At 67.2% G+C, this 23,847-nt stretch carries 21 protein-coding genes; 7 read left to right on the forward strand and 14 right to left on the reverse strand.

Going from position 1 to position 23,847, the window contains the following annotated elements:
- Positions 1-110 precede the first annotated feature (110 nt).
- Positions 111-3,245, reverse strand: coding sequence for an efflux RND transporter permease subunit (locus G0Q01_RS04205; protein WP_164190624.1), 3,135 nt, complete (start codon positions 3,243-3,245; stop codon positions 111-113).
- Positions 3,246-3,267: 22 nt separating this feature from the next.
- Entirely contained in the window at positions 3,268-4,425 is a 1,158-nt protein-coding gene (locus G0Q01_RS04210; protein ID WP_108968008.1) for an efflux RND transporter periplasmic adaptor subunit, read from the reverse strand.
- A gap of 139 nt (positions 4,426-4,564) precedes the next feature.
- Between G0Q01_RS04210 and G0Q01_RS04215 the strand changes: the two genes are divergently transcribed.
- Positions 4,565-5,233 (forward strand): TetR/AcrR family transcriptional regulator, encoded by a 669-nt coding sequence (locus G0Q01_RS04215; protein ID WP_164190626.1) that lies wholly within the window; start codon positions 4,565-4,567, stop codon positions 5,231-5,233.
- A 6-nt stretch (positions 5,234-5,239) separates the two neighbouring features.
- On the opposite strand, the gene hutC is transcribed toward G0Q01_RS04215, so the two are convergent.
- The 10 genes from hutC to hutI form a co-directional block, all read right to left on the reverse strand.
- On the reverse strand, positions 5,240-5,968 hold the full coding sequence (gene hutC / locus G0Q01_RS04220) for a histidine utilization repressor (RefSeq protein ID WP_164190629.1): 729 nt from the start codon (positions 5,966-5,968) through the stop codon (positions 5,240-5,242).
- Between the two features lie 11 nt (positions 5,969-5,979).
- The gene (locus G0Q01_RS04225) at positions 5,980-6,771 is read right to left on the reverse strand and encodes an amino acid ABC transporter ATP-binding protein (RefSeq protein WP_164190631.1); all 792 of its coding nucleotides are present in this window, start codon (positions 6,769-6,771) and stop codon (positions 5,980-5,982) included.
- Complete coding sequence (locus G0Q01_RS04230; protein WP_164190633.1) at positions 6,768-7,436, reverse strand: amino acid ABC transporter permease; 669 nt, start codon at positions 7,434-7,436, stop codon at positions 6,768-6,770. The genes G0Q01_RS04225 and G0Q01_RS04230 overlap by 4 nt, the downstream gene beginning before the upstream one ends.
- Positions 7,436-8,080, reverse strand: a complete 645-nt coding sequence (locus G0Q01_RS04235; RefSeq protein ID WP_164190635.1) for an amino acid ABC transporter permease — start codon at positions 8,078-8,080, stop codon at positions 7,436-7,438. Before G0Q01_RS04235 ends, G0Q01_RS04230 begins: the two co-directional genes overlap by 1 nt.
- Positions 8,081-8,204: 124 nt before the next feature.
- Positions 8,205-9,026: a transporter substrate-binding domain-containing protein gene (locus G0Q01_RS04240; protein WP_108968022.1), complete on the reverse strand. Its 822-nt coding sequence runs from the start codon at positions 9,024-9,026 to the stop codon at positions 8,205-8,207.
- A 183-nt stretch (positions 9,027-9,209) separates the two neighbouring features.
- Positions 9,210-10,577: an FAD-linked oxidase C-terminal domain-containing protein gene (locus tag G0Q01_RS04245; RefSeq protein ID WP_164190638.1), complete on the reverse strand. Its 1,368-nt coding sequence runs from the start codon at positions 10,575-10,577 to the stop codon at positions 9,210-9,212.
- Positions 10,574-12,265, reverse strand: coding sequence for a urocanate hydratase (gene hutU / locus G0Q01_RS04250; RefSeq protein WP_164190640.1), 1,692 nt, complete (start codon positions 12,263-12,265; stop codon positions 10,574-10,576). The genes G0Q01_RS04245 and hutU overlap by 4 nt, the downstream gene beginning before the upstream one ends.
- Before the next feature lie 24 nt (positions 12,266-12,289).
- Positions 12,290-13,090 (reverse strand): N-formylglutamate deformylase, encoded by an 801-nt coding sequence (hutG, locus tag G0Q01_RS04255; protein ID WP_164190642.1) that lies wholly within the window; start codon positions 13,088-13,090, stop codon positions 12,290-12,292.
- Positions 13,087-14,604: a histidine ammonia-lyase gene (gene hutH, locus G0Q01_RS04260; protein WP_164190644.1), complete on the reverse strand. Its 1,518-nt coding sequence runs from the start codon at positions 14,602-14,604 to the stop codon at positions 13,087-13,089. Before hutH ends, hutG begins: the two co-directional genes overlap by 4 nt.
- Positions 14,601-15,806, reverse strand: a complete 1,206-nt coding sequence (gene hutI / locus G0Q01_RS04265; RefSeq protein ID WP_164190646.1) for an imidazolonepropionase — start codon at positions 15,804-15,806, stop codon at positions 14,601-14,603. The genes hutH and hutI overlap by 4 nt, the downstream gene beginning before the upstream one ends.
- Positions 15,807-16,055: 249 nt before the next feature.
- Between hutI and G0Q01_RS04270 the strand changes: the two genes are divergently transcribed.
- The 3 genes from G0Q01_RS04270 (at position 16,056) to G0Q01_RS04280 (ending at position 19,631) form a co-directional block, all read left to right on the forward strand.
- Positions 16,056-17,408, forward strand: a complete 1,353-nt coding sequence (locus G0Q01_RS04270; RefSeq protein ID WP_164190649.1) for an LLM class flavin-dependent oxidoreductase — start codon at positions 16,056-16,058, stop codon at positions 17,406-17,408.
- Positions 17,409-17,591: 183 nt separating this feature from the next.
- Positions 17,592-18,629, forward strand: a complete 1,038-nt coding sequence (locus G0Q01_RS04275; protein ID WP_108968036.1) for an AI-2E family transporter — start codon at positions 17,592-17,594, stop codon at positions 18,627-18,629.
- A 168-nt stretch (positions 18,630-18,797) separates the two neighbouring features.
- The gene (locus G0Q01_RS04280; protein ID WP_164190651.1) at positions 18,798-19,631 is read left to right on the forward strand and encodes a hypothetical protein; all 834 of its coding nucleotides are present in this window, start codon (positions 18,798-18,800) and stop codon (positions 19,629-19,631) included.
- 255 nt (positions 19,632-19,886) lie between these two features.
- Here the strand turns inward: G0Q01_RS04280 and G0Q01_RS04285 are convergent, their stop codons facing one another.
- The gene (locus G0Q01_RS04285) at positions 19,887-20,870 is read right to left on the reverse strand and encodes a YihY/virulence factor BrkB family protein (RefSeq protein WP_164190653.1); all 984 of its coding nucleotides are present in this window, start codon (positions 20,868-20,870) and stop codon (positions 19,887-19,889) included.
- 132 nt (positions 20,871-21,002) lie between these two features.
- Between G0Q01_RS04285 and G0Q01_RS04290 the strand changes: the two genes are divergently transcribed.
- From G0Q01_RS04290 to G0Q01_RS04300, 3 genes are read left to right on the forward strand one after another with little or no spacing between them, the layout of a single operon-like run.
- Positions 21,003-21,995: a diacylglycerol kinase family protein gene (locus tag G0Q01_RS04290; RefSeq protein WP_164190655.1), complete on the forward strand. Its 993-nt coding sequence runs from the start codon at positions 21,003-21,005 to the stop codon at positions 21,993-21,995.
- Positions 21,992-22,846, forward strand: coding sequence for a metallophosphoesterase (locus tag G0Q01_RS04295; protein ID WP_108968042.1), 855 nt, complete (start codon positions 21,992-21,994; stop codon positions 22,844-22,846). Before G0Q01_RS04290 ends, G0Q01_RS04295 begins: the two co-directional genes overlap by 4 nt.
- A gap of 27 nt (positions 22,847-22,873) precedes the next feature.
- Positions 22,874-23,092 (forward strand): hypothetical protein, encoded by a 219-nt coding sequence (locus tag G0Q01_RS04300; protein WP_164190657.1) that lies wholly within the window; start codon positions 22,874-22,876, stop codon positions 23,090-23,092.
- Between the two features lie 23 nt (positions 23,093-23,115).
- Here the strand turns inward: G0Q01_RS04300 and G0Q01_RS04305 are convergent, their stop codons facing one another.
- A complete protein-coding gene (locus G0Q01_RS04305) occupies positions 23,116-23,736 on the reverse strand; it encodes an exopolysaccharide biosynthesis protein (protein ID WP_108968045.1) in 621 nt (206 codons plus the stop codon).
- Between the last annotated feature and the right edge of the window lie 111 nt (positions 23,737-23,847).

Consider the following 23,847-nt stretch of genomic DNA (forward strand, 5'->3'; position numbering starts at 1 on the left):
TAGGAAAGGCCGATCATCGCGTGCGGCGCCAGGGGGGCAGGCACTCCGCCAAAACGACAAGAGCGGGCCCGGGGGCCCGCTCTTTTTCCATGTCCCGCGGCGGGGTCTCTTCAGCGCGCCATCTCGGCGCGCTTGACCGCCAGCTCGCGCTCTTTCTTGCGGCCGAAGACCTTCATCACCACGACGAAGAACAGCGGCACGAAGAGCACGCCCAGCACGGTGCCGGTGATCGTCCCCCCGAGCACCGCCGAGCCCACCGCCTGGCGCCCGCCGGCGCCCGCGCCGGAAGAGAGCACCAGCGGCACCACGCCCAGCGAGAAGGCCAGCGAGGTCATGATGATCGGACGGAAGCGCTGGCGCGCCGCCTCCTTCACCGCAACCAGAAGCTCTTCGCCGGCCTCGTAGCGTTCCCGGGCAAACTCCACGATCAGGATCGCGTTCTTGCCCGTCAGGCCGATGACGGTCAGCAGCCCGACCTGGAAGAAGACACCGTTCTCGAAGCCGAACCAATAGGCCGCGCCCATGGTGCCCAGAACGCCGATCGGCATCGCCAGCATCACCGAGAAGGGGATGGTCCAGCTCTCATAGAGCGCCGCGAGGCAGAGGAAGATTGCCGCCAGCGAGAGGCCATAGAGCAGCGGGGCCGAACCGCCGGAATCGCGCTCTTCCAGCGAAAGACCGGTCCAGGCGATCTGGTAGCCCGGCGGCAACTGCGACGCGAGTTGCTCGATCTCCGCCATCGCCTCGCCGGTGGTCACGCCCGGGGCGGGCGAGCCCTGAAGTTGCATCGACGGCACACCGTTGTAGCGGTTGAGACCCTGAGGCCCGTAGGTCCACTCTTCCTTGGTGAAGTTGGCGAAGGGCACCAGATCGCCGTTGGCATTGCGCACCCGCCACTTCTCGAGGTCCGAGGGGGTCGCGCGGCTGTCTGCCTCGCCCTGGACGTAGACCCGCTTGATCCGGCCATTGTCGTTGAAGTCGTTCACGTACTGACCAGCCCAGGCGATCGACAGCGTGTTGCCGACATTGGTCGGGGTCACGCCCATCGCGCCGGCGGCACGCCAGTCGATGTCGAGGTTGAACTGCGCCGCGTCCTCCAGCCCCGAGGGGCGGATCGAGGCGATCAGCGGGCTCTGCGAGGCCATGCCCAGAAGCTGGTTGCGCGCGGTCAGCAGCTGTTCATGCGTCTGCCCGCCCTGCGCCTGCAGGTAGAAGTCGAAGCCCGAGACGTTGCCCAGCTCGATCACCGCAGGCGGCACGATCGGGAAGACTTGTGCGTCGCGGATCCCCATGAAGGCCGGGAAGGCACGGCCCGCCACCGCCTGCACGCTCTGCGCGGGCGACGGACGCTCGGACCAGTCCTTCAGCCGGACAAAGGCGAGACCCATGTTCTGGCCCTGCCCTGCGAAGGAGAAGCCGACCACGCCGAACATCGAGTCCACCGCCTCGGTTTCCGAGGCGAAATGGTCCTGTACCTGCTCGACCACGTCGAGCGTGCGCTCGGCGGTGGCCCCGGTCGGCCCCTGGATCAGGGTCATCAGGATGCCCTGGTCCTCGTCCGGCAGGAAGCCGGTGGGCGTGTTGTTGAACAAGAAGACCATGGCGTAGCCGAGCGCCACGTAGACCACCAGCATGCGCAGCGGGCGCTTGATGATGTGGCCGACGGTGCCGGCATAGCCGCCGGTCAGCTTGTCGAACCCCTTGTTGAACCACCCGAGCGGGCCGCGATTGCTGTGATGCGCGTCCTTGGACTTGAGGATGGTGGCGCAAAGCGCCGGAGTCAGGGTCAGCGCGACCAGCACCGACAGGCCCATGGCCGAGACGATGGTGATCGAGAACTGCCGGTAGATGATCCCGGTCGAGCCGCCGAAGAAGGCCATCGGCACGAACACCGCCGACAGCACCAGCGCGATACCGACGAGTGCGCCGGTGATCTGCCCCATCGACTTGCGGGTCGCCTCGCGCGGGCTCAGCCCCTCTTCCTCCATGATCCGCTCGACGTTCTCCACAACCACGATGGCGTCGTCGACGAGCAGGCCGATGGCCAGCACCATGGCGAGCATGGTCAGCGTGTTGATGGTGAAGCCCGCCATGGCGAGGATCGCGAAGGTGCCGAGGATGACGACCGGCACAGCGAGCGTCGGGATGATCGTGGCGCGGATGTTCTGCAGGAAGAGCAGCATCACGAAGAACACCAGCACGATGGCTTCGATCAGCGTCTTCTGCACCTCATGGATCGAGATCTCGATGAACGGGGTGGTGTCATAGGGGATGACGTAGCTCACGCCCTCGGGGAAGAACTCCGAATACTCCTCGATGCGCTGTTTCACCCGCTCGGCGGTGTCGAGCGCGTTGGCCCCCGAGGCGAGCTGCAGCGCCATGCCCGAGGAGGGCTTGCCGTTGTAGCGCGCGATGGTCGAGTAGTTCTCGGCCCCGACCTCGACCCGCGCCACGTCCTTGAGCAGCACGAGGCCGCCGTCGGTCTCCGAGCGCAGCACGATGTTGCGGAAGTCTTCGGGGGTCCTCAGAAGCGACTGCGCGGTGATCGTGGCGTTGAGCTGCTGACCCTCGGGGGCGGGCAGCGTGCCGAAGGCGCCGGCCGAGATCTGCGCGTTCTGCGCCGAGACGGCGCCGACCACGTCCGAGGGCGTCATCTCGAAGGCCGAGAGCTTGGACGGGTCGAGCCAGATCCGCATCGCGTATTGCGCGCCGAAGACCTGCGCCCCGCCGACGCCCTCGATCCGGCTGAACTCATCCACGAGGTTCGAGTTCAGGTAGTCCGAAAGGTCGGCCTGATCCAAGCGGCCGTCCTCCGAGATGAGGGCGATCACCATCATGAAGGAGGAAGAGGCCTTTTCGACGGTGACGCCCTGGCGCTGCACCGTCTCGGGCAGCAGGGCCGTCGCCTGCGAGAGCTTGTTCTGCACCTGCACCTGCGCCACGTCCGGATCGGTGCCGGATTCGAAGGTCAGGGTAATCGACGAGGTGCCCGCCGAGGTCGACGACGACGACATGTAGCGCATGCCGTCGAGACCGGTCATCTGCTGTTCGACGATCTGGGTGACCGTATTGGCCACCGTCTCGGCCGAGGCACCGGGGTATTGCGCGCTGATCCGCACCGAGGGCGGGGCGATTTCGGGGTATTGCGCGATGGGAAGGTTGAGGATCGAGAGCACCCCGATCCCCATGATGAGGATCGAGATCACCCAGGCAAAGACCGGACGGTCGATGAAAAAGCGTGCCATTGTCAGATTCCTTGCGTCGGGCTTACTCGGAGGCCGCGGCGGTTGCGTCGGCGGGCGCGGCCCGCTCTTCCGGTGCCACGGTCTGGCCCTCGGCGATCTTCTGAAGACCCGCAACGACCACGCGGTCCCCGGGCTGCAGCCCCTCGCTCACCACCCACTGGTTGCCCTGGTCGCTCTCGATGGTCAGCTGCCGGGTTTCGATCACGTTCTCGCCGTTCACCACCATCGACATGGGGCGGCCGCGGCGGTCGCGGGTCACGCCTTCCTGCGGCACAAGCACGGCGCCGTAGACCGAGCCTTGCGGCAGTTCGACCTGCACGTACATGCCGGGCAGCAGGAAATGGTCGGGGTTGGGGAACTCGAGGCGCAGCACGACAACGCCGGTCTGCTCGTTCACATGCGGCTCGGCGGCGGCAAGACGGCCGGTGTGCTCGTAGAGCTCGCCATCAGCGAGGCGCAGGCTCACCTCGGCCTCGCTCTCACGCGCGGCGGCCTGACCGCTGCGCCGCCAGCGCAGCATCTCGGCGGCGGATTGCGTCACGTCGACGTTCACCGTGTCGATCGAGCGGATGGTGGTCAGCGGGGTGGCCTGGCTGGCGGTGACCAGCGCCCCCTGCGTGGCGTCCGACAGCCCGACGACCCCCGACAGCGGGGCGCGGATGGTGGTGCGCTCGAGGTCGATGTCGGAGGACAGCACCTGTGCCTCGGCGACCTTCACCGCCGCTTCGGCGACGTCGCGCGCGGCCATGGCGTCATCCAGGGTCTGTTGGCTGGTCACCGAGCGGTCGCGCAGTTCCTGCTGCCGCTTCAACTCGCGCTCCGCCGAGGCCAGCGTGGCCTGCGCCTGCGCAAGACCGGCCTCCGCCGAAGCCTTCGCCGCCTCGTAGGTGGCCGGATCGATGCGGTAGAGCGGGTCGCCGCGGTTGACCGTGGTGCCCTCTTCGAAAAGCCGCTCGTTGATGATGCCGCTCACCTGCGGACGCACCTCGGCCACGCCGGAGGCCTGCACTCGGCCTGGCAGCTTGGTGGTCAGCGTCACATCGGAGGATTGCAGCGTCACCACGGTGACAGGTTGCGGGGGCCGCTGCCCCTGTTCCTGAGCGGAGACGGCAGGGGAAAACATCACGGCGGTTGCCAAGGCGAGAGGCCGCAGCAAGGCGGAGGCGGGTCGGATCGGCATGGGAGGGCTCCGGTAACATCAATAACGTACATCTTGCACGCAAGTCGTGAATCGCGATAAGGAAACTCATAGGTTTTGTAAAGCGCCCAGATGTACCAGCGTTGCGATTTCGATACTGCCCTGTGACCTAAGGACACCAATGACCGATTCTTCCGAGCCCGACGACACTCAGAGCGCCCCGCGCCGCCGTGGACGGCCGGTGCAGATGGACCAAAGAACCCGGGAAGAGATGGTGCTGGCCGCCGCCACGCAGATGATCGCGGAGCGCGGTCTGGAGGATGCCTCGGTCGCCGCCATCGCGCGGCAGGTGCAGATGTCCAAGCGCACGATCTACACGATGTTCGACAGCCGCGAGGCGTTGCTCGGGGCCTGTTTCGCCCGCATCGGCCAGCGCATCTTTCGCAGCCGCGACAGCCGGAACGACGGTGCGCCGCTGGAAGAGCGGCTGCGCCACCTGCTGACGCTGAACGAGGAGCCAAGCCTCAACGAAGCTCCGCTGGAGCTGCTGCGCGCGGTAATCACCTCGGCGCCGACCTACCCCAAGCTGGCCTGCAGCATTCTCGAGACCGGCGCGCTGTCGCTGCGCAACCATATCGCGCGGGAGCTCTCCGAGGCGGTCGAGACCGGCGAGCTCGCGTTGAAGCTCGAAGATTGCGACGCCGCGGCCGAGATGCTGATGGACATGGCCTTTGGCAACGGCATCCACAAGCTGCTGGACCCGCAGCGCTATTGCTCCTCGCCCGAGGTGCGCGCGACACGGCGCGACCGCGCCATCGCGCTCTTTCTCGACGGCACCCGCCCCCGCTGAGCCCGCTCAGGTCGCCGAGGGGGTAAAACGCGCGCTGAGCCGGTTGGCGGCGCCCGGGTAGGTCAGCCGGACCTCGGTCACCGTCTCGCCCTGCCGCCAGGTGCGGCGCTCCATCACCAGGCACGGCGTGCCCGCCGAAAGATCGAGCAGCTTTGCCACCCGCGCCGAGGCGCCGACGGCGGCGATGGTGTGCTCGGCCTCGCTCCAAGGGATGTGCCGAAGCAGCCAGACGCCCGGCGCCAGCTCGGCGAAGCTCTCGTCGCGCGCGGCGGGCGCCACCTCGAGGTTGATCACCCGGTCCTCGAGACAGAAGGGCGCCTCGTCGGCATAATGCAGGCAGGTGAGCGCGAGCACCTCGCTGCGCTCCTCGATGCCAAGCTCCCCGGCCTCAACGGGCGCCGCCCGGCGCAGCACCCGCTCGACGATCTCGTGGCGGTAGGCGCCGCCCCGGGCGGTGACCTCGTCCTTGATGTCCTTGATTTCCAGAACAGCGTTCTGGCTCTGCTGCGGCATCACGATCGAGCCCGTCTTGCGCCGCCTCAGCACCAGACCCGCGTTGGCGAGCTGGGTCATCACCTTGTTCACGGTCATCCGCGAGCAGCCGTATTCCGTCCGCAGCTCCTGCTCGGTCGGAATGCGGTGCCCGGGCGGCCAGGCCCCAGAGAGGATCTTGCCTTCCAGATCGCCGCGGATGCGCTCGTGCAGCGAGGATCTGGGGGCGCTCTCCTTGCTCATGCCGCCTCCTGTCAGACCAGCGTCGAGGCGCCGCGGTCGAGGTAGGTGTCGAGGAACTGCTCGAGGCGCGGATGGCGCGGCTTGGCAAAGACCTTCGAGGGGGCATCGGTGAACAGCAGCTTGCCATGGTCGAGGAAGCTGATCTGGTTGCCGACGGTGGCGGCAAAGCCGATCTCATGGGTGACCACGACCATCGTCATGCCCTCGGAGGCAAGGCCGCGCATCACGTTCAGCACCTCGCCAGTGAGTTCGGGGTCGAGCGCCGATGTCGGCTCGTCGAACAGCATGATCTTCGGCTCCAGCGCCAGCGAGCGGGCAATGGCGACGCGCTGCTGCTGGCCGCCGGAAAGCTGGCTCGGGTAATGCCCGGCCCGGTTCTCCAGCCCAACCTTGCGCAGCTGCACCATGGCCTTTTCCTCGGCCTCGGCCTTGCCCATCTTGCGCACCCGGCGCAGCGCGGCGGAGACATTGCCGAGCGCGGTCATATGCGGCCACAGGTTGAACTGCTGGAACACCATGCCGATCTGCGAGCGCACCTTGCGCAGCTCGGTCGCCGACTGGCGCTGGCGCTTGCCGGCACCGTCGTAGACGAAGCCGAGCGGGCTGCCCTCGATGAAGATCGAGCCGTCGGTGGCTTCCTCGAGGAAGGCCATGCAGCGCAGCAGCGTCGACTTGCCCGAGCCCGAGGGCCCGATCAGGCAGGACACCTGCCCGCGCGGGATTTCCAGCGAGATGTCGTCGAGCACGGTGGTCGTGCCGAAGCGTTTCACCAGTTGCTGAACGGAGATCGCGTTGTCGCTCATGCCTTGGCCAGCCTGTATCTTGAGAGTTTCTTTTCAGCGAAGCGCCCCAGCACGCCCGCCAGTTCGACCAGCACCCAGTAGACGAGCGCGATCAGCACCATGGCCTCGACGAAGGCATATTCCTGCGAGCCGATGGCGCTGGCGGTCATCGTCATCTCGGGAACCGTGATGAGCGAGAGCAGCGCCGTCTCCTTCAACAGGATGATCGCCATGTTGACCGAGGGCGGGATCACCAGCAACGCCATCTCGGGCAGCAGGATGTTGCGGATGATCTGGATGCGGGTGAAGCCGAGGCATTCGGCCGCCTCGACGTGGCCCGGCGGCACCGACTGGTAGCCGGCCCGGAAAATCTCGGCGAAATAGGCGGCCCCGTAGATGCTCAGCGCCAGGAGGCCCGCGGGCAGCGCATCGAGCGACAGGCCGATGTAGGGGCCGCCGAAGTAGAGCAGGAAGAGCTGCACCAGGAAGGGCGTGCCGCGGATGATCTCGATCGGCACGGTCAGCGCCTTGTCGACCAGCGTGCCGCCGTAGCGCCGCGCTGTGGCGACGACAAAGCCGAGCACCGCCCCGGCGAGGGTACCGACAACCCAGACGAAGATCGTCATGGCGATGCCCGAGAGCAGCGCGTCCTGCTTGGACAGGATGACGTTGAAATCAAAGCCCATCACTTGCTCCCCACGCCCGGCAGGCGGCGTTCAAGCTGGCGGCCCGCCGTGGCTACCACGAGGTTGATCACCAGGTAGATGAGCCCGGCGCTGGCGTAGATCTCCAGCGGCATGAAGGTCGAGGCGACGAGGTTCTGCGCCATGCGCGTCAGCTCGATCAGCCCGACGACCGACACCAGCGAGGACGCCTTGAGGATCAGGATCGCCTCGTTGATCAGCGCCGGAAGGGTCAGCCGCAGGGCGATCGGCACGCGGATGTGCCAGAAGGTCTGCACCGGGCTGAAGCCCGCCATGTCGGCGCTTTCCACAAGGCCCGTTGGCACCCCCTCGAAGCCGCCGCGCAGGTTCTCGGCCTGGTAGGCGGCCGTGCAGATCGACAGGCCGATGATCGCCACGACCAGCGAGGGGATCTGCACGCCGATCACCGGCAGCAGGTTGTAGAGCAGCAAGAGCTGCACCAGCAGCGGCGTGCCGCGGAAGAAGGAAATGAAGAATTTCGAGAACCACTGCAGCGGGCGGATGCCCGAGAGGTTCGCCGCCGACAGCAGGATCGCCAGAACAAGGCCGATCAGGATCGAGACCGTGCTGACGAAGATCGTCATCAGCGAGGCCTCGAGCAGCAGGTTGAAGAGTTTCCAGCTCATATTCCGGGAAGGGCCTCGGGCTTGGCGTCTGTTGCGGGGAGAAAAATGCCGGCGGCGGTCGCGTGACCCTCCGCCGGCCAGGCCGAAAGGGCCGGCCCGGGTGAACGGACCGGCAGGGATGGTCTTAGATGTTGGGCTCGGTCACCGCGTCGGGCGTGTCGAAGGTCTGGCCGAACCACTTTTGCTGGAACTCGCCGAGGCGGCCGTCTTCCTTCATCTTCAGGATGGCGGCATCGATGGCATCCATCAGCGAGGCGTGGTCGTCGTCCTTCAGGCCCGGGAAGCCGAAGTAGGTCTTGGTGCCGAAGGGCGCGACCACCTCGAAGATCTCGGGGCGCTGCTGCGCCACGAAGGCGATGTTCGGCAGCGAGTTGGCGACACCGGCGATGCGGCCCGCCGCGAGGTCGGCGTAGGCCTCGTTGAACGACACGTAGTCCTTCGTTTCGGGCGCCGGGTCGAGCGTCGCGCCGAACTCTTCGAGTTGGGCAAGCTGCGCGGTGGCGTGGCCCGACCCGATGGTCTTGCCGGCGATGTCCTCGGGCTTGGTGATCGAATCGTCCTTGGCCGACTTCAGCAGGGCAACGGTGGCCTCGGCGATCGGCGGCGTGAAGCGATAGCGCTCCATGCGGGCCTTGGTGATGGTGGCGGGGCCGGCGACCATGTCGAACTGGCCCGCTTCGAGGCCCGGCAGGACGCCGGCCCAGTCGAGGGTGATCCACTCGATCTCGACACCCAGCTCTTCACCGATGGCGGCGAAGACATCCATGTTGAGACCCACGTGATCGCCTGCGTCGATGTAGTCGAAGGGGGCAAAGGCGGTCTCGGTGCCGACCTTCATGACGCCGGCTTCCTTGATGCGTGCCAGCGCGTCCTGCGCCTGGGCCGCGGCGGCCCCGCCCATCAGAAGCGCGGCGCCCGCGAGCGCGGAGATGACTTTGTTGCGCATATCCAGTAGTCTCCCTGTTGTCGGTCCCTGCCATCCCTCGGGCCGGGTTCCGATTTTGACTAGACAAAAGGGACCACGCCTGTCCCGTATGTCAATCCCTGCCTTTGGCCCTTTGCATGCGGGTTTGTGACAGGCAAGGGCATTCGCCCAAAAAACAGGCGCATACCCAAAGGTCAGCCGAGGTCACAGATCGAAGATCTTGCCCGGGTTCATCAGATTCGCCGGATCCACCGCGCGCTTGAGCAGTTTCATCAACTCCAGTGCCGCGCCGTGCTCGGCCTCCATGTAGCTCTTCTTGCCCAGACCCACGCCATGCTCGCCGGTGGCGGTGCCGCCCATGGCGATGGCGCGTTCGACCAGCCGGGCATGTGCGGCCTGCACCCGCGCCTTCTCCTCGGCGTCGCCCTCGTCGAAGAGCATCACGAGGTGGAAGTTGCCGTCCCCCACGTGGCCGTGCATCGGCGCGATGATCCGCTCTGCATCGAGGTCCGCAGCAGTCTCGGCAAGGATGCGGGGCAATTCCGAGACCGGGACGCAGACATCGGTCGAGAGCGACTTGCAGCCGGGCCGCAGCCCCCGCGCGGCATAGAGCGCCGAATGGCGCAGCGCCCAGACCTTGCTGTAGTCCTCGGGCGTGTTCACCGGGTGCAGCTCTGCACCATTCTCCGACGCCAACGCGTCGAAGGTGTCACGGTCGGTGTCGACCTGTTGCTCGGAGCCTGCGAGATCGACAAGCAGCGTCGGCTGCTCGGGCAGCTCGGTCTTGTTGTAGGCGTTGATCGCCCGGACCTGCAGCGCGTCCATCAGCTCGATGCGGTTCAGGCAGAGCCCGAACTGCAGCGCCTCGACCACGGTCTGCGTCGCCGCCTCGATGCTGGGGAAGCTGTAGAGCCCGGCCTTCGCCGCCTCGGGAATACCTGAAAGACGCAGCGTGAGCTCGGTGATGATCCCCAGCGTGCCCTCGGCGCCGATAAAGAGATGCGTGAGGTCATAGCCCGACGAGGATTTCCGCGCCCGCCCGCCGGTCCGGATGATCTGCCCGTCCGGCAGCACCACGGTCAGCCCCATCACCAGATCCGCCATGGTGCCATGGCGCACGGTCATCGTGCCGGAGGCCCGGGTCGAGGCCATGCCGCCCAGCGTCGCATGCGCGCCGATGTCGATGGGAAGGAAGAGGCCGGTCGCCCGCAGCTCCTCGTTCAGCGCCTGCCGGGTGAGCCCGGCCTGCACGGTGCAATCCATGTCCTCGGGGCTGACGCGCAGCAGCTTGTTCATCTGGGACAGGTCGATGCAGAGCCCGCCCTGCGTGGCGTTCACCTGCCCCTCGATGCAGCTGCCCGCGCCAAAGGGCACGATCGGGCAGCCATGGCCGGCGCAGAGCCTGACGGCCCGCGCCACCTCCTCGGTGCTCTGCGCCATGAAGACCGCGTCGGGCAGGGCCGCCGGATGCCAGCTGTCCCCTGCCCCATGCTGGGCGCGGACCGCCTCGCCGCGCTCGATCCGGCCCGGAAAGGCAGCTTCAAGGGCGGCGAAAGCGGTCTGATGTGTCACCCCAGGATCCCCGGCAGGTTGAGTTGATGCTCGCGGGCGCAGTCGAGGGCGATCTCGTAGCCCGCATCCGCGTGCCGCATAACGCCTGTCGCCGGGTCATTCCAGAGGACGCGGGCGAGACGCTTGTCCGCCGCCTCGGTGCCGTCGCAGCAGATCACCATGCCGGAGTGCTGCGAGAAGCCCATGCCGACGCCGCCGCCGTGGTGCAGCGACACCCAGGTCGCGCCCGAAGCGGTGTTGAGCAGCGCGTTCAGCAGCGGCCAGTCCGAGACCGCATCCGAGCCGTCCTTCATGGCTTCCGTCTCGCGGTTCGGCGAGGCCACCGACCCGGAGTCGAGGTGGTCCCGACCGATGACGATCGGTGCTTTCAGCTCGCCGTTGCGCACCATTTCGTTGAACGCGAGGCCCAGCTTGTGGCGCAGGCCAAGGCCGACCCAGCAGATCCGCGCCGGAAGGCCCTGGAAGGCGATACGCTCGCGCGCCATGTCGAGCCAGTTGTGCAGATGCGGATCGTCGATCAGCTCCTTCACCTTCTGGTCGGTCTTGTAGATGTCCTCGGGGTCGCCCGAAAGCGCCGCCCAGCGGAACGGGCCGACGCCGCGGCAGAACAGCGGGCGGATGTAGGCGGGCACGAAACCGGGGAAGGCGAAGGCGTCTTCGAGCCCCTCCTCCAGCGCCATCTGGCGGATGTTGTTGCCGTAATCCAGCGTCGGCACCCCGGCGTTCCAGAAATCGACCATCGCCGCGACATGCTCACGCATCGACGCCTTGGCGGCCTTGGTGACAGCCTTGGGGTCGCTCTCCTGCTTCTCGCGCCATTCGGCGACGCTCCAGCCCTTGGGCAGGTAGCCGTGCACCGGGTCATGCGCCGAAGTCTGGTCGGTCACGATGTCGGGGCGGCCGTTGGGCAGAGGCTCGCCCGCCTGCATGCGGCGCACCAGCTCGGGGAAGACATCGGCGGCATTGGCGATCAGCGCCACCGACTTGGCCTCGCCCGCCTTGGTCCAGCGCTCGATCATCGCCAGCGCTTCATCCAGCGAGTGGGTCTTCTCGTCGCAGTAGCGCGTGCGGATGCGGAAGTCGGCGCGGGTCTCGTCGCATTCCACGGCGAGGCAACAGGCCCCGGCCATGACCGCCGCCAGCGGCTGCGCGCCGCCCATGCCGCCAAGACCGCCGGTGAGGATCCACTTGCCCTTGAGGTTGCCCTCGTAGTGCTGGCGTCCCGCCTCGACGAAGGTCTCGTAGGTGCCCTGCACGATGCCCTGCGCACCGATGTAAATCCACGAGCCCGCGGTCATCTGGCCGTACATCGCCAGACCCTTCTTATCGAGTTCGTTGAAGTGGTCCCAGTTCGCCCAATGCGGCACGAGGTTCGAGTTGGCGATCAGCACCCTCGGTGCGTCGGGATGGGTGCGAAACACGCCGACCGGTTTGCCCGACTGCACCAGCAGCGTCTCGTCCTCTTCGAGGTTCTTCAGCGATGAAACGATGCGGTCGAAATCCTCCCATGTGCGGGCGGCGCGACCGATGCCGCCGTAGACCACCAGCTCGTGCGGGTTCTCGGCGACGTCCGGATGCAAGTTGTTCATCAGCATCCGCATCGGCGCTTCGGTGAGCCAGCTTTTCGCGGTGATCTCGGTGCCGGTCGCGGGGAAGACGTCGCGCTGGTTGTGACGGGGGTTGGTCATCGGGGGACTCCTCGGTGGGCAGGGTTACTTGGCAAGCGCGGGCGCGAGCGCCTCGATCCGCTGCAGCAGCTCGGCAAGGTGGACCCGCAGCTTGGCGGCCTTGCTCTCGTCATAGGCATAGGGGGCCACCTCGGCTTCGAGGTGGGTGTCCTGCGCCAGTTCCATCTGGATGGCGTGAAGGCCTTCCACGGGGCGGCCATAGTGGCGCGTCGTCCAGCCGCCCTTGAAGCGGCCGTTCAGCGTGGAGGTGTAGCCCTCGGCGGCGCCGCAGACCTCGGCCACGGCGGCCTCGATCGCCGGATCGCAAGTCGTGCCCTTGCCGGTGCCGATGTTGAAGTCGGGCAGCTTGCCGTCGAAGAGGAAGGGGATGTGCGAGCGGATCGAGTGGCAATCGTAGAGGATCGCCACCCCATGTTTCGCCCGCACCCGCTCTAGCTCGGCCATCAGCGCGGCGTGGTAGGGCGCGTGGAAGGCGTCGCGGCGGGCGGCGATCTCGGCCTCGTCCGGCTCCTCGGTCCAGATCGGCGTGCCATCGAAATCGGTGAGCGGCACCAGCCCGGTGGTGTTCTGCCCCGGGTAGAGGCTCGCGCCATCCGGCGGACGGTTGGCGTCGATCACATAGCGGTGGAAGGTGGCGCGCACCGTGGTGGCGCCCGGCAGCAGCCCCTCGTAGAGCCTGTGGATGTGCCAGTCGGTATCGCTCAGCTCCTGCCCGCGCGGGGTGAGCTTGCGGAAGATCTCGTCCGGCAGGTAGGTGCCGGTGTGCGGCAGGCCAAGGACGACGGGGCCATCGCCCCGGGTGACGGTGACGGGCTCGTTTCTCACAGCGCTTCCTCCAGTCCTGCGGCGGCCAGCAGCTCCCCCGAACGCACCAGCGCGGCACCCTTTTCGAGGTCGGGCGCGAGGTAGCGGTCATTCTCTAGCGGCGCGACATGCTCGCGGATCTTGCCCACCACCCGCGCGAGGCGCTGCGAGGTCTTCAGCGGCGCGCGGAAATCCACACCCTGCGCGGCGCAGAGCGCCTCGACCCCGAGGATCACCGACAGGTTGCGGTTCATCAGACCAAGGCGGCGCGCGCCGTGGGCGGCCATCGACACATGGTCCTCTTGGTTGGCCGAGGTGGGCGTGCTGTCGGTCGAGCAGGGGTTGGCGAGGTGCTTGTTCTCGGACATCAGCGCGGCGGTGGTCACCTCGGCGATCATGTAGCCCGAATTCAGGCCTGGCGCGGGCGTCAGGAAGGGCGGCAGGTCGTGGTTCATCGCCGGATCGACCATCAGCGCGACGCGGCGCTGCGCGATGGCGCCGATCTCCGACAGCGCCAGCGCGATCTGGTCGGCGGCAAAGGCCACCGGCTCGGCGTGGAAGTTGCCGCCCGACACGATCTGCCCCGGCCCCAGCACCAGCGGGTTGTCGGTCACCGCGTTGGCCTCGATCTCGAGCGTGGTCGCGGCGTAGCGCAGAAGGTCGATGGCCGCGCCCGCCACCTGCGGCTGGCAGCGGATGCAATAGGGGTCCTGCACGCGGGTGTCGCCAATCCGGTGGCTCTCGCGGATCTCCGAGCCTTCCATCAGGTCGCGGATGCCCGCCGCGACCTCGATCTGGCCGCGATGGCCGCGCAGCGTGTGGATCTCGGCGCGGGTGGGCGCGGTGGAGCCCATGATCGCGTCGGTGGTGAGGCTGGCGGTGACGATCGAGGTCTGCGCATTGCGCCAGCCCTCGAACAGCCCAACCAGCGCCAGCGCGGTCGAGAACTGCGTGCCGTTAATGAGCGCGAGACCTTCCTTCGGCCCCAGCACCACCGGTTCCAGCCCGGCCTTGGCCAGCGCCTCGGCGCCGTGCAGAACCTCGCCGCCAAATTCCGCCTGCCCTGCCCCCAGCAGCACGGCGGTCATATGGGCCAGTGGCGCGAGATCACCCGAGGCACCGACGGAGCCTTGGCACGGCACCACCGGGGTAACCCCCTTCTCGAGCATCGCTTCCAGCAGATCGACGGTCTGCACCTGCACGCCAGAAGCGCCACGGCCGAGGCTGAGCAGCTTCAACGCCATCATCAGGCGCGTGGTGGCGCGGGGCAGCGGCTCGCCGACGCCGCAGCAATGCGACAGGATCAGGTTGCGCTGCAGCGTCGCCGTGTCCTCGGGCGCGATCTTGATCGAGGCGAGCTTGCCGAAGCCGGTGTTGACGCCGTAGATCGCCTCGGACCCGGCGGCGGCATCGGCGACAACCTTGGCCGAGGCGGCGATGCCCGGGCGCGCCGCGTCATCGAGACGGGCCGGCGCATCGCTTCGCCAGAGCTGTTCGAGCTGCGCCAGCGTGGCGGCGCCGGGGGTGAGGATCATGCTTGGCCTCCGAAAATGCGGGCGTGGAGCGGGTTGAACCCGATGCGATAGGACAGCTCTGCCGGGCTGCCCGTGTTCCAGATGTTGAGATCGGCGCGCTGGCCCGCGACGATCCGGCCCCGGTCACTGAAGCCCAGCGCCTTGGCGGCGTTCACCGTCACCCCGCGCAGTGCCTCTTCCGGCGTCATGCGAAAGAGCGTGCAGCCCATGTTCATGGCCAGCAAGAGCGAGGTCAGCGGCGAGGTGCCGGGGTTGGCGTCGGTCGAGAGCGCCATGGGCACATTGTACTTGCGGAAGGAAGCGACGGGCGGCGCCTGCGTCTCGTGGATCGCGTAGAAGGCACCGGGCAGCAGCACGGCAATCATCCCGGCCGCAGCCATCGCCTCGGCATCGGCCTCGGTGGCATATTCCACGTGATCGGCCGAGAGCGCGCCATACTTGGCGGCAAGCTGGATGCCGCCCTGATGCGAGAGCTGCTCGGCGTGCAGCTTGACCGGCAGCCCGAGCCTTTGCGCCTCGGCAAAGACCGGCTCCAACTCGGCGGCGGAAAAGGCGATGCCTTCGCAGAAGCCGTCGACCGCATCCACCAGCCCTTCGGCATGGGCGGCACGCAGGGTCGGCAGGCAGACCTTTTCGATGTACTCGGCCTTGGTCCCCGTCCACTCCGGCGGCAGCGCATGGGCCCCGAGGAAGGTGGTCACCACGTTGACCGGGCGCAGCTCGGCAAGCTTGCGGGCGACGCGCAGCAGGCGCAGTTCGGTGTCACGGTCGAGCCCGTAGCCAGACTTGATCTCGACGGTCGTCACCCCCTCGGCGAGCAGCGCATCGAGCCGCGGCAGCGATTGCGCGATCAGCACGCCCTCGTCCGCCGCGCGGGTGTGCTTTACGGTCGAGGCGATGCCGCCGCCGGCGCGGGCAATCTCTTCGTAGCTGGCCCCCTCGAGGCGCATCTCGAATTCGCGGGCGCGCGAGCCGCCGTAGACGAGGTGGGTGTGGCAGTCGGTCAGCGCGGGCGTCACCAGACGGCCCTCGAGCTCGGTAACCGCCCAGTCGGCAAAGGTGTCGGCCAGGTCGGCCATGGGACCGACCCAGACGATGGTGTCGCCGTCGATCGCCACGGAACCGCCCTCGAGCAGCCCGTAGCCCTTGTCCCCCTCCAGCGTCACTAGGGTTCCGCCGCGCAGCACCTGTTGCTTTGTCATATCGATTCTCCCGGTCGTTGGGTCTTTATGTCTATACAATTGAAGTTCTGTCAATCGAGGCGTCGGGAAAACCATCCTGCGGGCGCCGCAGTGCCCACCCAACAGGCGTTAGAGAAGTCGGGCGGGTCGGTATTGACGTCACCGCGTTCACTTTAGAAAAACTAAACCAATGCGCAGCCCCGGCCCGCTTGTCCAACGCCCCGCCAAGAGACATCCTCGCTGCATCTTTCGCCCGCCAGAGGACTCCCCATGTCGCGCCCCGACCAGCTCAAACTCGGTACCTTCGTCTATACATTCGGCTTCCACCCGGCGGCCTGGCTGCATCCGGGAAGCGATGTGCATGGCGCCAATGACCTCACGCACCTCAAGAAGGTCGCGCAGATCTCCGAGGCGGCCAAGCTCGACTTCATGTTCTTCGCCGACAGCCCGGCGGCGGCCATCGGCGATCCCGCCGCCCTCGCCCGGCAGCCCACCAAGATGAACCGTTTCGAGCCGATCACCGCGATCACCGCGCTGTCGCAGCACACCGAGAAGCTCGGCTTCGTCGCCACCGCCTCGACTTCCTACTACGAGCCCTACAACATCGCGCGGCTCTTCGCCTCGGCCGACCACATGTCGGGCGGACGGATGTGCTGGAACGTGGTGACCTCGGACCACGACGAGACCGGCTACAACTACAACCGCGAGGGGCTGCCGCCGCATGCCGAGCGCTACGAGCGCTGCGAGGAATTCGTCGACGTCGTTTTCGGTCTCTGGGACAGCTACGAGCCGGATGCGCTGCTGCTCGACCGCGACAGCGGCATCTACCACGACCAGCACAAGCTCCACGAGCTGAACCACAACGGCAAGCACTTCCAGGTGCGCGGCCCGCTGAACATCGCGCGCACCCCGCAGGGCCGCCCGGTGATCGCTCAGGCCGGCGGCTCCGAGCCCGGCATGGAGCTCGCCGCCCGCACCGCCGAGATGGTTTTCTCGCTGGCCTCGAACATCGAGAAGAACCGCGCCTTCTATGCCAATGTCAAAGGTCGCATGGCCAAATACGGGCGGCACGAGGACGACCTGAAGATCATGCCCGGCATCGTCATCAACGTCGGCGAGACCGAGGCAGAGGCCGAGGCCAAGGCGCAGCAGCTGGTAGATCTCATGCACCCAGACGTCGGCCTGCTGATGCTGCAGGAGTTCCTCGAGGCGGACCTGCGTGGCGTCGATCTCGACAGACCCTTCCCGATGGAGCGGATGCCGCAGAAGGCCAAGGGCTCGAAGGCGCTCTTCGACGAGCTGAAGGAATTCGTCACCCAGGGCCACACCATGCGCGAGCTGATCACCCATTACGCCCGCCGCCACACCGGCAACGGGCTGACCGGCACGCCCGTGCAGATCGCCGACTTCATGCAGGAATGGTTCGAGACCCGCGCCGCCGACGGCTTCATCCTGATGTTCCCGACGCTGCCCAGCTCTCTCGAGGATTTCACCCGCCTCGTGGTTCCAGAGCTTCGCCGTCGCGGGCTGTTCCGCGAGGAGTATGAGGCCGGCACCCTGCGCGGAAACCTCGGCATCTCGGAGCCCGGCAACCGCTACACGCTGTCCCGCGCAGCGGAATAGAACGTCGGCCGGGCGCGCCGAGGCCCTGCCACGGTTCCCGGGATATCCGAACCTGGAAGAAAGGGGGGCGGGGCGCTCCGCCCGCCTGTCACAAAATCGGGGCGGCGCGGCGCGCGGGGCCGGGAACGAATTCCGCATTTCGAAGTTGAGGGCCATGATCCCTCATTTGAGACTGCCCAGTTCATGAACCGCACCCCCACCGCCGACCCCGTGCTGCGCGTCAGCGTCGCGATCCTTGCGGGGCTGGCCCTGCTGGTCTGCCTCAAGCTCGCCCAGGACATCTTCGCCCCGCTGATGCTCGCGGTGATCGTCGGCATCATCTTCTCGCCCCTTGCCGACCGGCTGGAGCGGATCAAGATGCCGCGCGGGCTCGCGGCGATCTTCCTGATCGTGCTGATCTTTTTTCTTTTTGCCTCGCTTGCTTTCCTCGCCGAGCCCTATGTCACCGCCGCCATCAACCGCATCCCCACGGTGAAATACGAGATCCGCAAATTCCTCTTCGAGTACCGCGACCTGATCCGCGGTATCGACGAAGTCGAACAGGCGCTTGGCGCGGCGCAGAAGAAGGCCGAGGAAGGGTCAGCCATGCCCAGCGTCACCGATGCGCTCTATCTCGCGCCGGTCATCGTGGCACAGGCGCTGGTCTTCTTCGGCGGGTTGTTTTTCTTCCTTCTGACCCGCTGGGGCATCTACAACTGGATGGCCCACCGCATCGGCGACAACACCACCACCGCGTCTATTCTCGAGCGCTTCTGCGCCGCCGAACGCTCTGTCGCGCGCTATTTCGCCACCATCTCGCTGATCAATATCGGTCTTGGCTTCGCGGTGACCGGCGGGCTGATGGCGATCGGCATGCCTGCCGCGCCGATCTGGGGCATCGCCGCGGCGCTGCTGAACTACGTGCTCTACGTCGGGCCGGCCGCCATGGTGGCGGGGCTGCTGCTCAACGGGCTGGTGGCCTTCGACGGGCTGATGAGCTTTGCCCCGGCCGCGATCTACCTGTTTTTCAACATGTGCGAAGCACAGTTCGTCACCCCCGGACTGGTGGGCAAGCACATCCAGATCAACCCCTTCTTGATCTTCGTCTCGCTGGTTTTCTGGCTCTGGCTCTGGGGGCCGCTCGGCGGCATCGTCGCCATTCCGACCACGGTGATCGTGCTGCACCTCTTCGACATCATCGGCGAGGGGCGCAAGGCTCCGCCCGCCCGCCGCGCCGCCTGAGGCGCGGCGCCCCCGCCGCGGGACCGCGCCCGTCCCCGCGCGTGACACAAGAAACTCTTTGCGAAAACGCCCGGATAGAGGATCATTGTCCGGGCAGGATAGCTCTCGGAGTCCCGGCACTTGCGACTCGAAGGACCCTGCGCGGTTTTCAGGAGGCGCGTATTTCCGGTGTCCATCGCATCCCATTCGATCCCCTTCGGGCTGATCCTCCTCATCTTCCTGCTCGCATTGCCCGCCTGCGCCTTTGCCGGGTTCCGCTTCGGTAGCCACGAGCTCCGGCGGAATCCGTCGAGCTATGCCGAGGGCAAGATGCCGGGCGAGGCTTCTCTCGGCGCGCTGCTGGCGTTGCTGGGGCTGCTGCTCGGCTTCACCTTCAGCGCCGTGCTGAACTGGCGCGAGGCCAGCGTTTCGGCGGTGGTCGAGGAGGCGGCAGCACTCGGCACCGCCTTTCTGCGCGCCGATCTGCTGCCCGAGGCCGAGGGTCGGCCGCTGCAGCAGGCGCTGCTGGGCTACGCGCGCACCCGCGTCGTGCCGCAAGGCTACCGTCCCACCCGCGAGAACATCGATGCCTTCGTGGCGCGCAGTACCGAGGCGCAGGCGGCGCTCTGGCCCGCCACCATGGCGGCGCTGACGCCCGAGGTTCCCGCCCCTGTCGCCACCTATGTGGCCGGCGGCATCACCGAGGTGCTCGACGCGCACAGCCGCCGCGTCGCCGCCGCCTCGAAGTCGATCACATCGGGCATCTGGATGCTGCTGACCTTCGCCGCCGGCTCCGGGGTTTTCATCATCGGCAACCGCGCGGCACTGCAGGGCCGCCGACTGAGCTGGCGGACGCTGGTCTTCTCGCTGGTGCTGACCGCGGTGCTGGTGACCATCGAGGATCTCAGCCGCGCCTCGGACGGGTTCACCGTGGTGCCCCAGACCCCGCTGATCGCCGCCGTGGCCGACATGGAGAGCGCCCTCGGCGCCGCGGCCCTGGCGAGCGCCGCACCCAGCCCCTAAAGCCCGGCGTCAGCCCGGCAACAGCACCACGCTTTCATGCTCGTTGGCTCGGTCCGCGCCATCAGCGCCACCGCGCCGCAGATTGCGCCACCGCCGAAAAAGAAAAGGCTCCACCTCGGGGAAAAGGTGGAGCCTTGCAACGATCCGGGCCACTGAGGGAAGTCGGGACAGGGTGCAACCCGGGATCAGGGACAGGACAAATGGTGCGTCCTTGAGCTTCAAACACCGGGGCGGGACATTGGTTCCCGCAATTCGTCACATTTTTTCAGAACCTTCCGTGGCCTGCTCCGATGCTGCCTTCGCCGCGTCCTTTCCCGCGCTGCGGCGCCCCAGGAGCACCTGCGCCAGCTCGATGTTGAGCTGCGCGCCGAGCAGCGTCACCAGCGCGCTGACGTAGAACCACAGCAACAGCGCCACCACCGCCCCGAGCGAGCCGTAGACCTCGTTCAGCCGGTCGAAGTTGCGCACGTAACTGGCCAGGGCAAAGGAGCCGATGGCCCAGGCGATCACCGCAAGCGCCGCACCCGGCGTCAGCCAGGGCATCCGCGCGCGGCGCCGGTTCGGCCCGAAGCGATAGACCAACGCGACGGCCAAGTAGACGACGCACAGCAGCACGATCCATTTCGTCCCCTCGACCGCGATCTCGACCCCCGCCGGCAGGTGCAGGAAGGCCATGCCCGCAGGAACCACGACCACCGCCGCGAAGGCCAAGAGCGCCACCAGCACAAGCACGGCGGTCATTCCGTAGGCCACCAGCACGCGGCGCACCGGGTTGGTGCGATGCGGCGCCTCGGTCACCGTGTTTAGCCCGCGGATCAGCGCCGCCACCGAGGCCCGCGCCGTCCAGATCGCCACCACGATCGAGGCGATGGAGGCCCATTGCAGCGTCGAGCGGTTGGTCGAGATCAGCTGGGTGATCTGCGCGTCGATGAGCTGGAAGGCGGTTTCGGGAATGACCTCGGTGAGCAGCTCCATCTGCTCGGCGATGGCGATGGGATCGGCCCAGTAGCCCCAGATGGCAATCACCGCCGCCATCGCCGGGAAGATCGACAGGAAGGCGTAAAAGGCCACGCCCGCCGCGATCAGCCCGAGATTGCGCTCGTCCATCCGCAGCCAGGTCCGCCACAGGGCATGCAGCCAGCCGCGCAGCCCGACGTGACGCAGGTGCACGCGCTCCTTGCGCGCGGCATAAGCCGCAGATTGCGGCGCGGGGTCAGGCGGGGAGGAGGCGTTCTGCATCTGCGCAACCTGCGCATAAGCCAACGCGGCGTCAATCCGCTGGTTGCCCGAAGGAGGGCAAATTTGCGACGCCGATGCGGGCCTCACCAGCGGAACCGCCCGCACTTGCGCGCGTTGATCCGGTGAACCCCAATGGAGAGCGCCCCCGTGACCGACAATCGCAAGATCTGTGTCATCCTCAATGAGCACTCCGGGGATCACCCCGACAAGCAGAGCCGCCGCGAGAAGCTGACGGAGCTTTTCGAGCAGAACGGGCTCGAGGTCGAGCTGATCGGCCTCACCCCCGACAAGCCGATCCTCGACACCGCGCGCAAAGCTGCGGGCAACGGCTGCGCGATGATCGTCGCCGCGGGCGGCGACGGCACGATCGGCGCGGTGGCCGCCGCCGCGCATGAGGCAGGCGTGCCGATGGGGGTGATCCCGCAGGGCACCTTCAACTATTTCGCCCGTGGCCTCGATATCCCCGAAGAGCCCGAGGGGGCGGTGCGCGTGCTCGCAACCGGCCGCCTGCGAGAGATCAGCCTCGGCGAGGTCAACGGCGAGGTGTTCCTCAACAATGCCAGCCTCGGGATCTACCCGCTGATCCTGCGCACCCGAGAGGGCGTCTACCAGCGCTGGGGCCGCTCGCGCATCGCTGCCTACTGGTCGGTGGTCCTGGCGCTCGCCGGGTTCCGCCACCCCCTGCGCCTTCGGGTGGAGGTGGACGGCCACAGTTCCGAGATGCGCACCCCCCTCGCCTTCGTCGCCAACAGCGCCTACCAGCTCGAGCAGTTCAATCTCGACGGGGCCGATGCGATCCGCAACGGCGAGTTCGTCCTCTTCACCTCCAAGGGGGCCAGCCGCTGGGATCTGGTGCGCGCCTCCTTCCGCCTCGCCATCGGCAAGGCGCAGAAGGGCGAGGAATTCGGCTTCGTCACCGGGCGCGAGATCACCCTGCATGCAGACAGGCCCAAAGCGCTGGTGGCCCGCGACGGCGAGAAGGAGCTGATGCAGACCCCGATCCGCTTCCGCCGCCGGTCCGAGCCGCTGCGCGTGATGGTCCCGGCGGAGAACGTCCCGGCGCGCGAAGAACCGGAGCTCGAAAGACCCGCGGACGCCACCCTCGGAAAGGCACTGCCGGCATGACCCGGATTATCCACCTGTCAGATCTGCACTTCGGCCGCACCGCGCCCGAGCTTCTCGACCCGCTGCTGCGGTCGGTGAACGGCGCCAAGCCCGATCTCGTGGCCGTCACCGGCGATTTCACCCAGCGCGCCCGCCGCAGCCAGTACCGCGACGCCCGCGCCTTCCTGCGCAAGCTGCAGGCGCCCTGGATGGCGGTGCCGGGCAACCACGACGTGTCTCTCGACAACCTTTGGCTGCGCTTCGTACGCCCCTACCGCCGCTACCGCCGCTTCATCACCGAAGAGATGATGCCGGTGAAGCACCTGCCGGGGTTGACCGTGGTCGGCTTCAACACCGTCGACCGCTTTCGCTGGCAGCGCGGCAAGATCCGTTGGCTGCAGATGCGTCATGCCTGCCGGGTCTTCGCAGAGAGCGAGGGGCTCAACGTGGTGCTCGCCCACCACCCCTTCGAACAGGACCCGGATGTCGAGAAATCGCTGATGCGCGATGCCGACCAGGCCATCGAGCGGCTGTCGGAATGCGGCGCCCATCTCGTGCTCTCGGGGCACCTGCACCGCTGGCGGACAGAGCCCTTCCTGTCGCGCAAGCACGGCGCGCAGGTGCTGCAAGTGCACGTGGGCACCGGGCTCTCGACCCGGCTGCGGGGACAGGAGAACGATTTCGCCATCCTCGATCTCGAAAGCCACAGCGCCAACATTTGCCGGATGATCGCCCGCGAGAACCATTTCGTCGAGGCCGAGCGGCGGCACTACACCTTTGGCGAGTCAGGCTGGGAACGCACGCCGGAATGGCCGCCGCGCACACCCCAGCAGGCGGAACCCGCCGCCGCGCGGGGCGTTGGCTCCAAGTGAGAGACATCAGTCCGCAAGGAGGCCGAGATGACAGCCGACAGCCGCGACGAGCGCGCGCATGACGTCGCCCATCCTCACGACACCCGCGCGGGCCCCGGCGACGCCGGGGCCACGGACCGCCCGGTCCAGCTTCCCGAGACGCCCGAAACCCGCCGCACGGGGCGTCGGGCCGTGCTTCTTTTCGTGGGGCTGGTCGTCGCCGCGATTGTGATCATCGCCATTTTCAACGGCGCAGTGACCGGCTGAGCCAAGGTCGCCTCAGATCACCCTCAGATCACACCGGTGATCATCAATGGCACCACCACCGCCGCCGCCAGCGTCACGCAGCCGATTGTGGCAAAGAGCCCGTCACGCACAAGAAGCGCCGTCGCAAAGCAAAGCACCGTCAGCCCGAGGATCGACGAGGAAAACGGCACCAGCTCGAGAAAGGGCATGGCAAGCCCGCAGAGCAGACACACCGCCTGAAGCAGCTTGCGCATCGGCCCGGCGGTCATCAGTCGCAACCGGCTGCGCGCGTGTCGGTCGAGCCAGTCGCCCAATCCCCGCAGCTTGCCCAGCCCATCGCGCGCCTTCGAGCCGTCGAAATTGCGTTTCATGAGGAAGTCCGGCAGCCAAAGGTGGCGGCGTGAGATCAGCATCTGCGCCGAGATGAACGCGATGAGCAACCCGCAGAAGGTCGAGAACAACGGGATCCCAGACAGCGGCGAGACGACAAGCAGCGCTGGCACCATCAGCGCGGGGATGAACGAGCTTTCGCCGAAGCTCTCCACCATGTCGCGCAGCGACACGCGCGGTCCCTGCGCGGCATCCTGCAGGCGGTCGACGATCTCGCCAACCGGACGATCGGTGGAGGACCCGGCGTCGGTCTCGGGCGCGGCGGCGCTGCTCATGCGGGGAGCTCCTTTGAGGCTGGCGAACTTTGGGCAAACGCGGGCGCCACTTTGACGGTTCCCTTCCGAGAGATCGAGAGGCGGCGCGGCCTGCGCCGCGCCGCTTCCGCA

Origin of the sequence: Salipiger sp. PrR007 (assembly GCF_010499845.1) — a bacterium.
In the GTDB taxonomy this organism is placed as follows: domain Bacteria; phylum Pseudomonadota; class Alphaproteobacteria; order Rhodobacterales; family Rhodobacteraceae; genus Salipiger; species Salipiger pacificus_A.

Bases quoted from the DNA above. Each gene is read 5' to 3' on its own strand.
- G0Q01_RS04205 (WP_164190624.1), bottom strand. From the start codon at position 3,245: ATGGCACGCTTTTTCATCGACCGTCCGGTCTTTGCCTGGGTGATCTCG.
- G0Q01_RS04210 (WP_108968008.1), bottom strand. From the start codon at position 4,425: ATGCCGATCCGACCCGCCTCCGCCTTGCTGCGGCCTCTCGCCTTGGCA.
- G0Q01_RS04215 (WP_164190626.1), top strand. From the start codon at position 4,565: ATGACCGATTCTTCCGAGCCCGACGACACTCAGAGCGCCCCGCGCCGC.
- hutC (WP_164190629.1), bottom strand. From the start codon at position 5,968: ATGAGCAAGGAGAGCGCCCCCAGATCCTCGCTGCACGAGCGCATCCGC.
- G0Q01_RS04225 (WP_164190631.1), bottom strand. From the start codon at position 6,771: ATGAGCGACAACGCGATCTCCGTTCAGCAACTGGTGAAACGCTTCGGC.
- G0Q01_RS04230 (WP_164190633.1), bottom strand. From the start codon at position 7,436: ATGGGCTTTGATTTCAACGTCATCCTGTCCAAGCAGGACGCGCTGCTC.
- G0Q01_RS04235 (WP_164190635.1), bottom strand. From the start codon at position 8,080: ATGAGCTGGAAACTCTTCAACCTGCTGCTCGAGGCCTCGCTGATGACG.
- G0Q01_RS04240 (WP_108968022.1), bottom strand. From the start codon at position 9,026: ATGCGCAACAAAGTCATCTCCGCGCTCGCGGGCGCCGCGCTTCTGATG.
- hutU (WP_164190640.1), bottom strand. From the start codon at position 12,265: ATGACCAACCCCCGTCACAACCAGCGCGACGTCTTCCCCGCGACCGGC.
- hutH (WP_164190644.1), bottom strand. From the start codon at position 14,604: ATGATCCTCACCCCCGGCGCCGCCACGCTGGCGCAGCTCGAACAGCTC.
- hutI (WP_164190646.1), bottom strand. From the start codon at position 15,806: ATGACAAAGCAACAGGTGCTGCGCGGCGGAACCCTAGTGACGCTGGAG.
- G0Q01_RS04270 (WP_164190649.1), top strand. From the start codon at position 16,056: ATGTCGCGCCCCGACCAGCTCAAACTCGGTACCTTCGTCTATACATTC.
- G0Q01_RS04275 (WP_108968036.1), top strand. From the start codon at position 17,592: ATGAACCGCACCCCCACCGCCGACCCCGTGCTGCGCGTCAGCGTCGCG.
- G0Q01_RS04285 (WP_164190653.1), bottom strand. From the start codon at position 20,870: ATGCAGAACGCCTCCTCCCCGCCTGACCCCGCGCCGCAATCTGCGGCT.
- G0Q01_RS04290 (WP_164190655.1), top strand. From the start codon at position 21,003: ATGGAGAGCGCCCCCGTGACCGACAATCGCAAGATCTGTGTCATCCTC.
- G0Q01_RS04295 (WP_108968042.1), top strand. From the start codon at position 21,992: ATGACCCGGATTATCCACCTGTCAGATCTGCACTTCGGCCGCACCGCG.
- G0Q01_RS04300 (WP_164190657.1), top strand. From the start codon at position 22,874: ATGACAGCCGACAGCCGCGACGAGCGCGCGCATGACGTCGCCCATCCT.
- G0Q01_RS04305 (WP_108968045.1), bottom strand. From the start codon at position 23,736: ATGAGCAGCGCCGCCGCGCCCGAGACCGACGCCGGGTCCTCCACCGAT.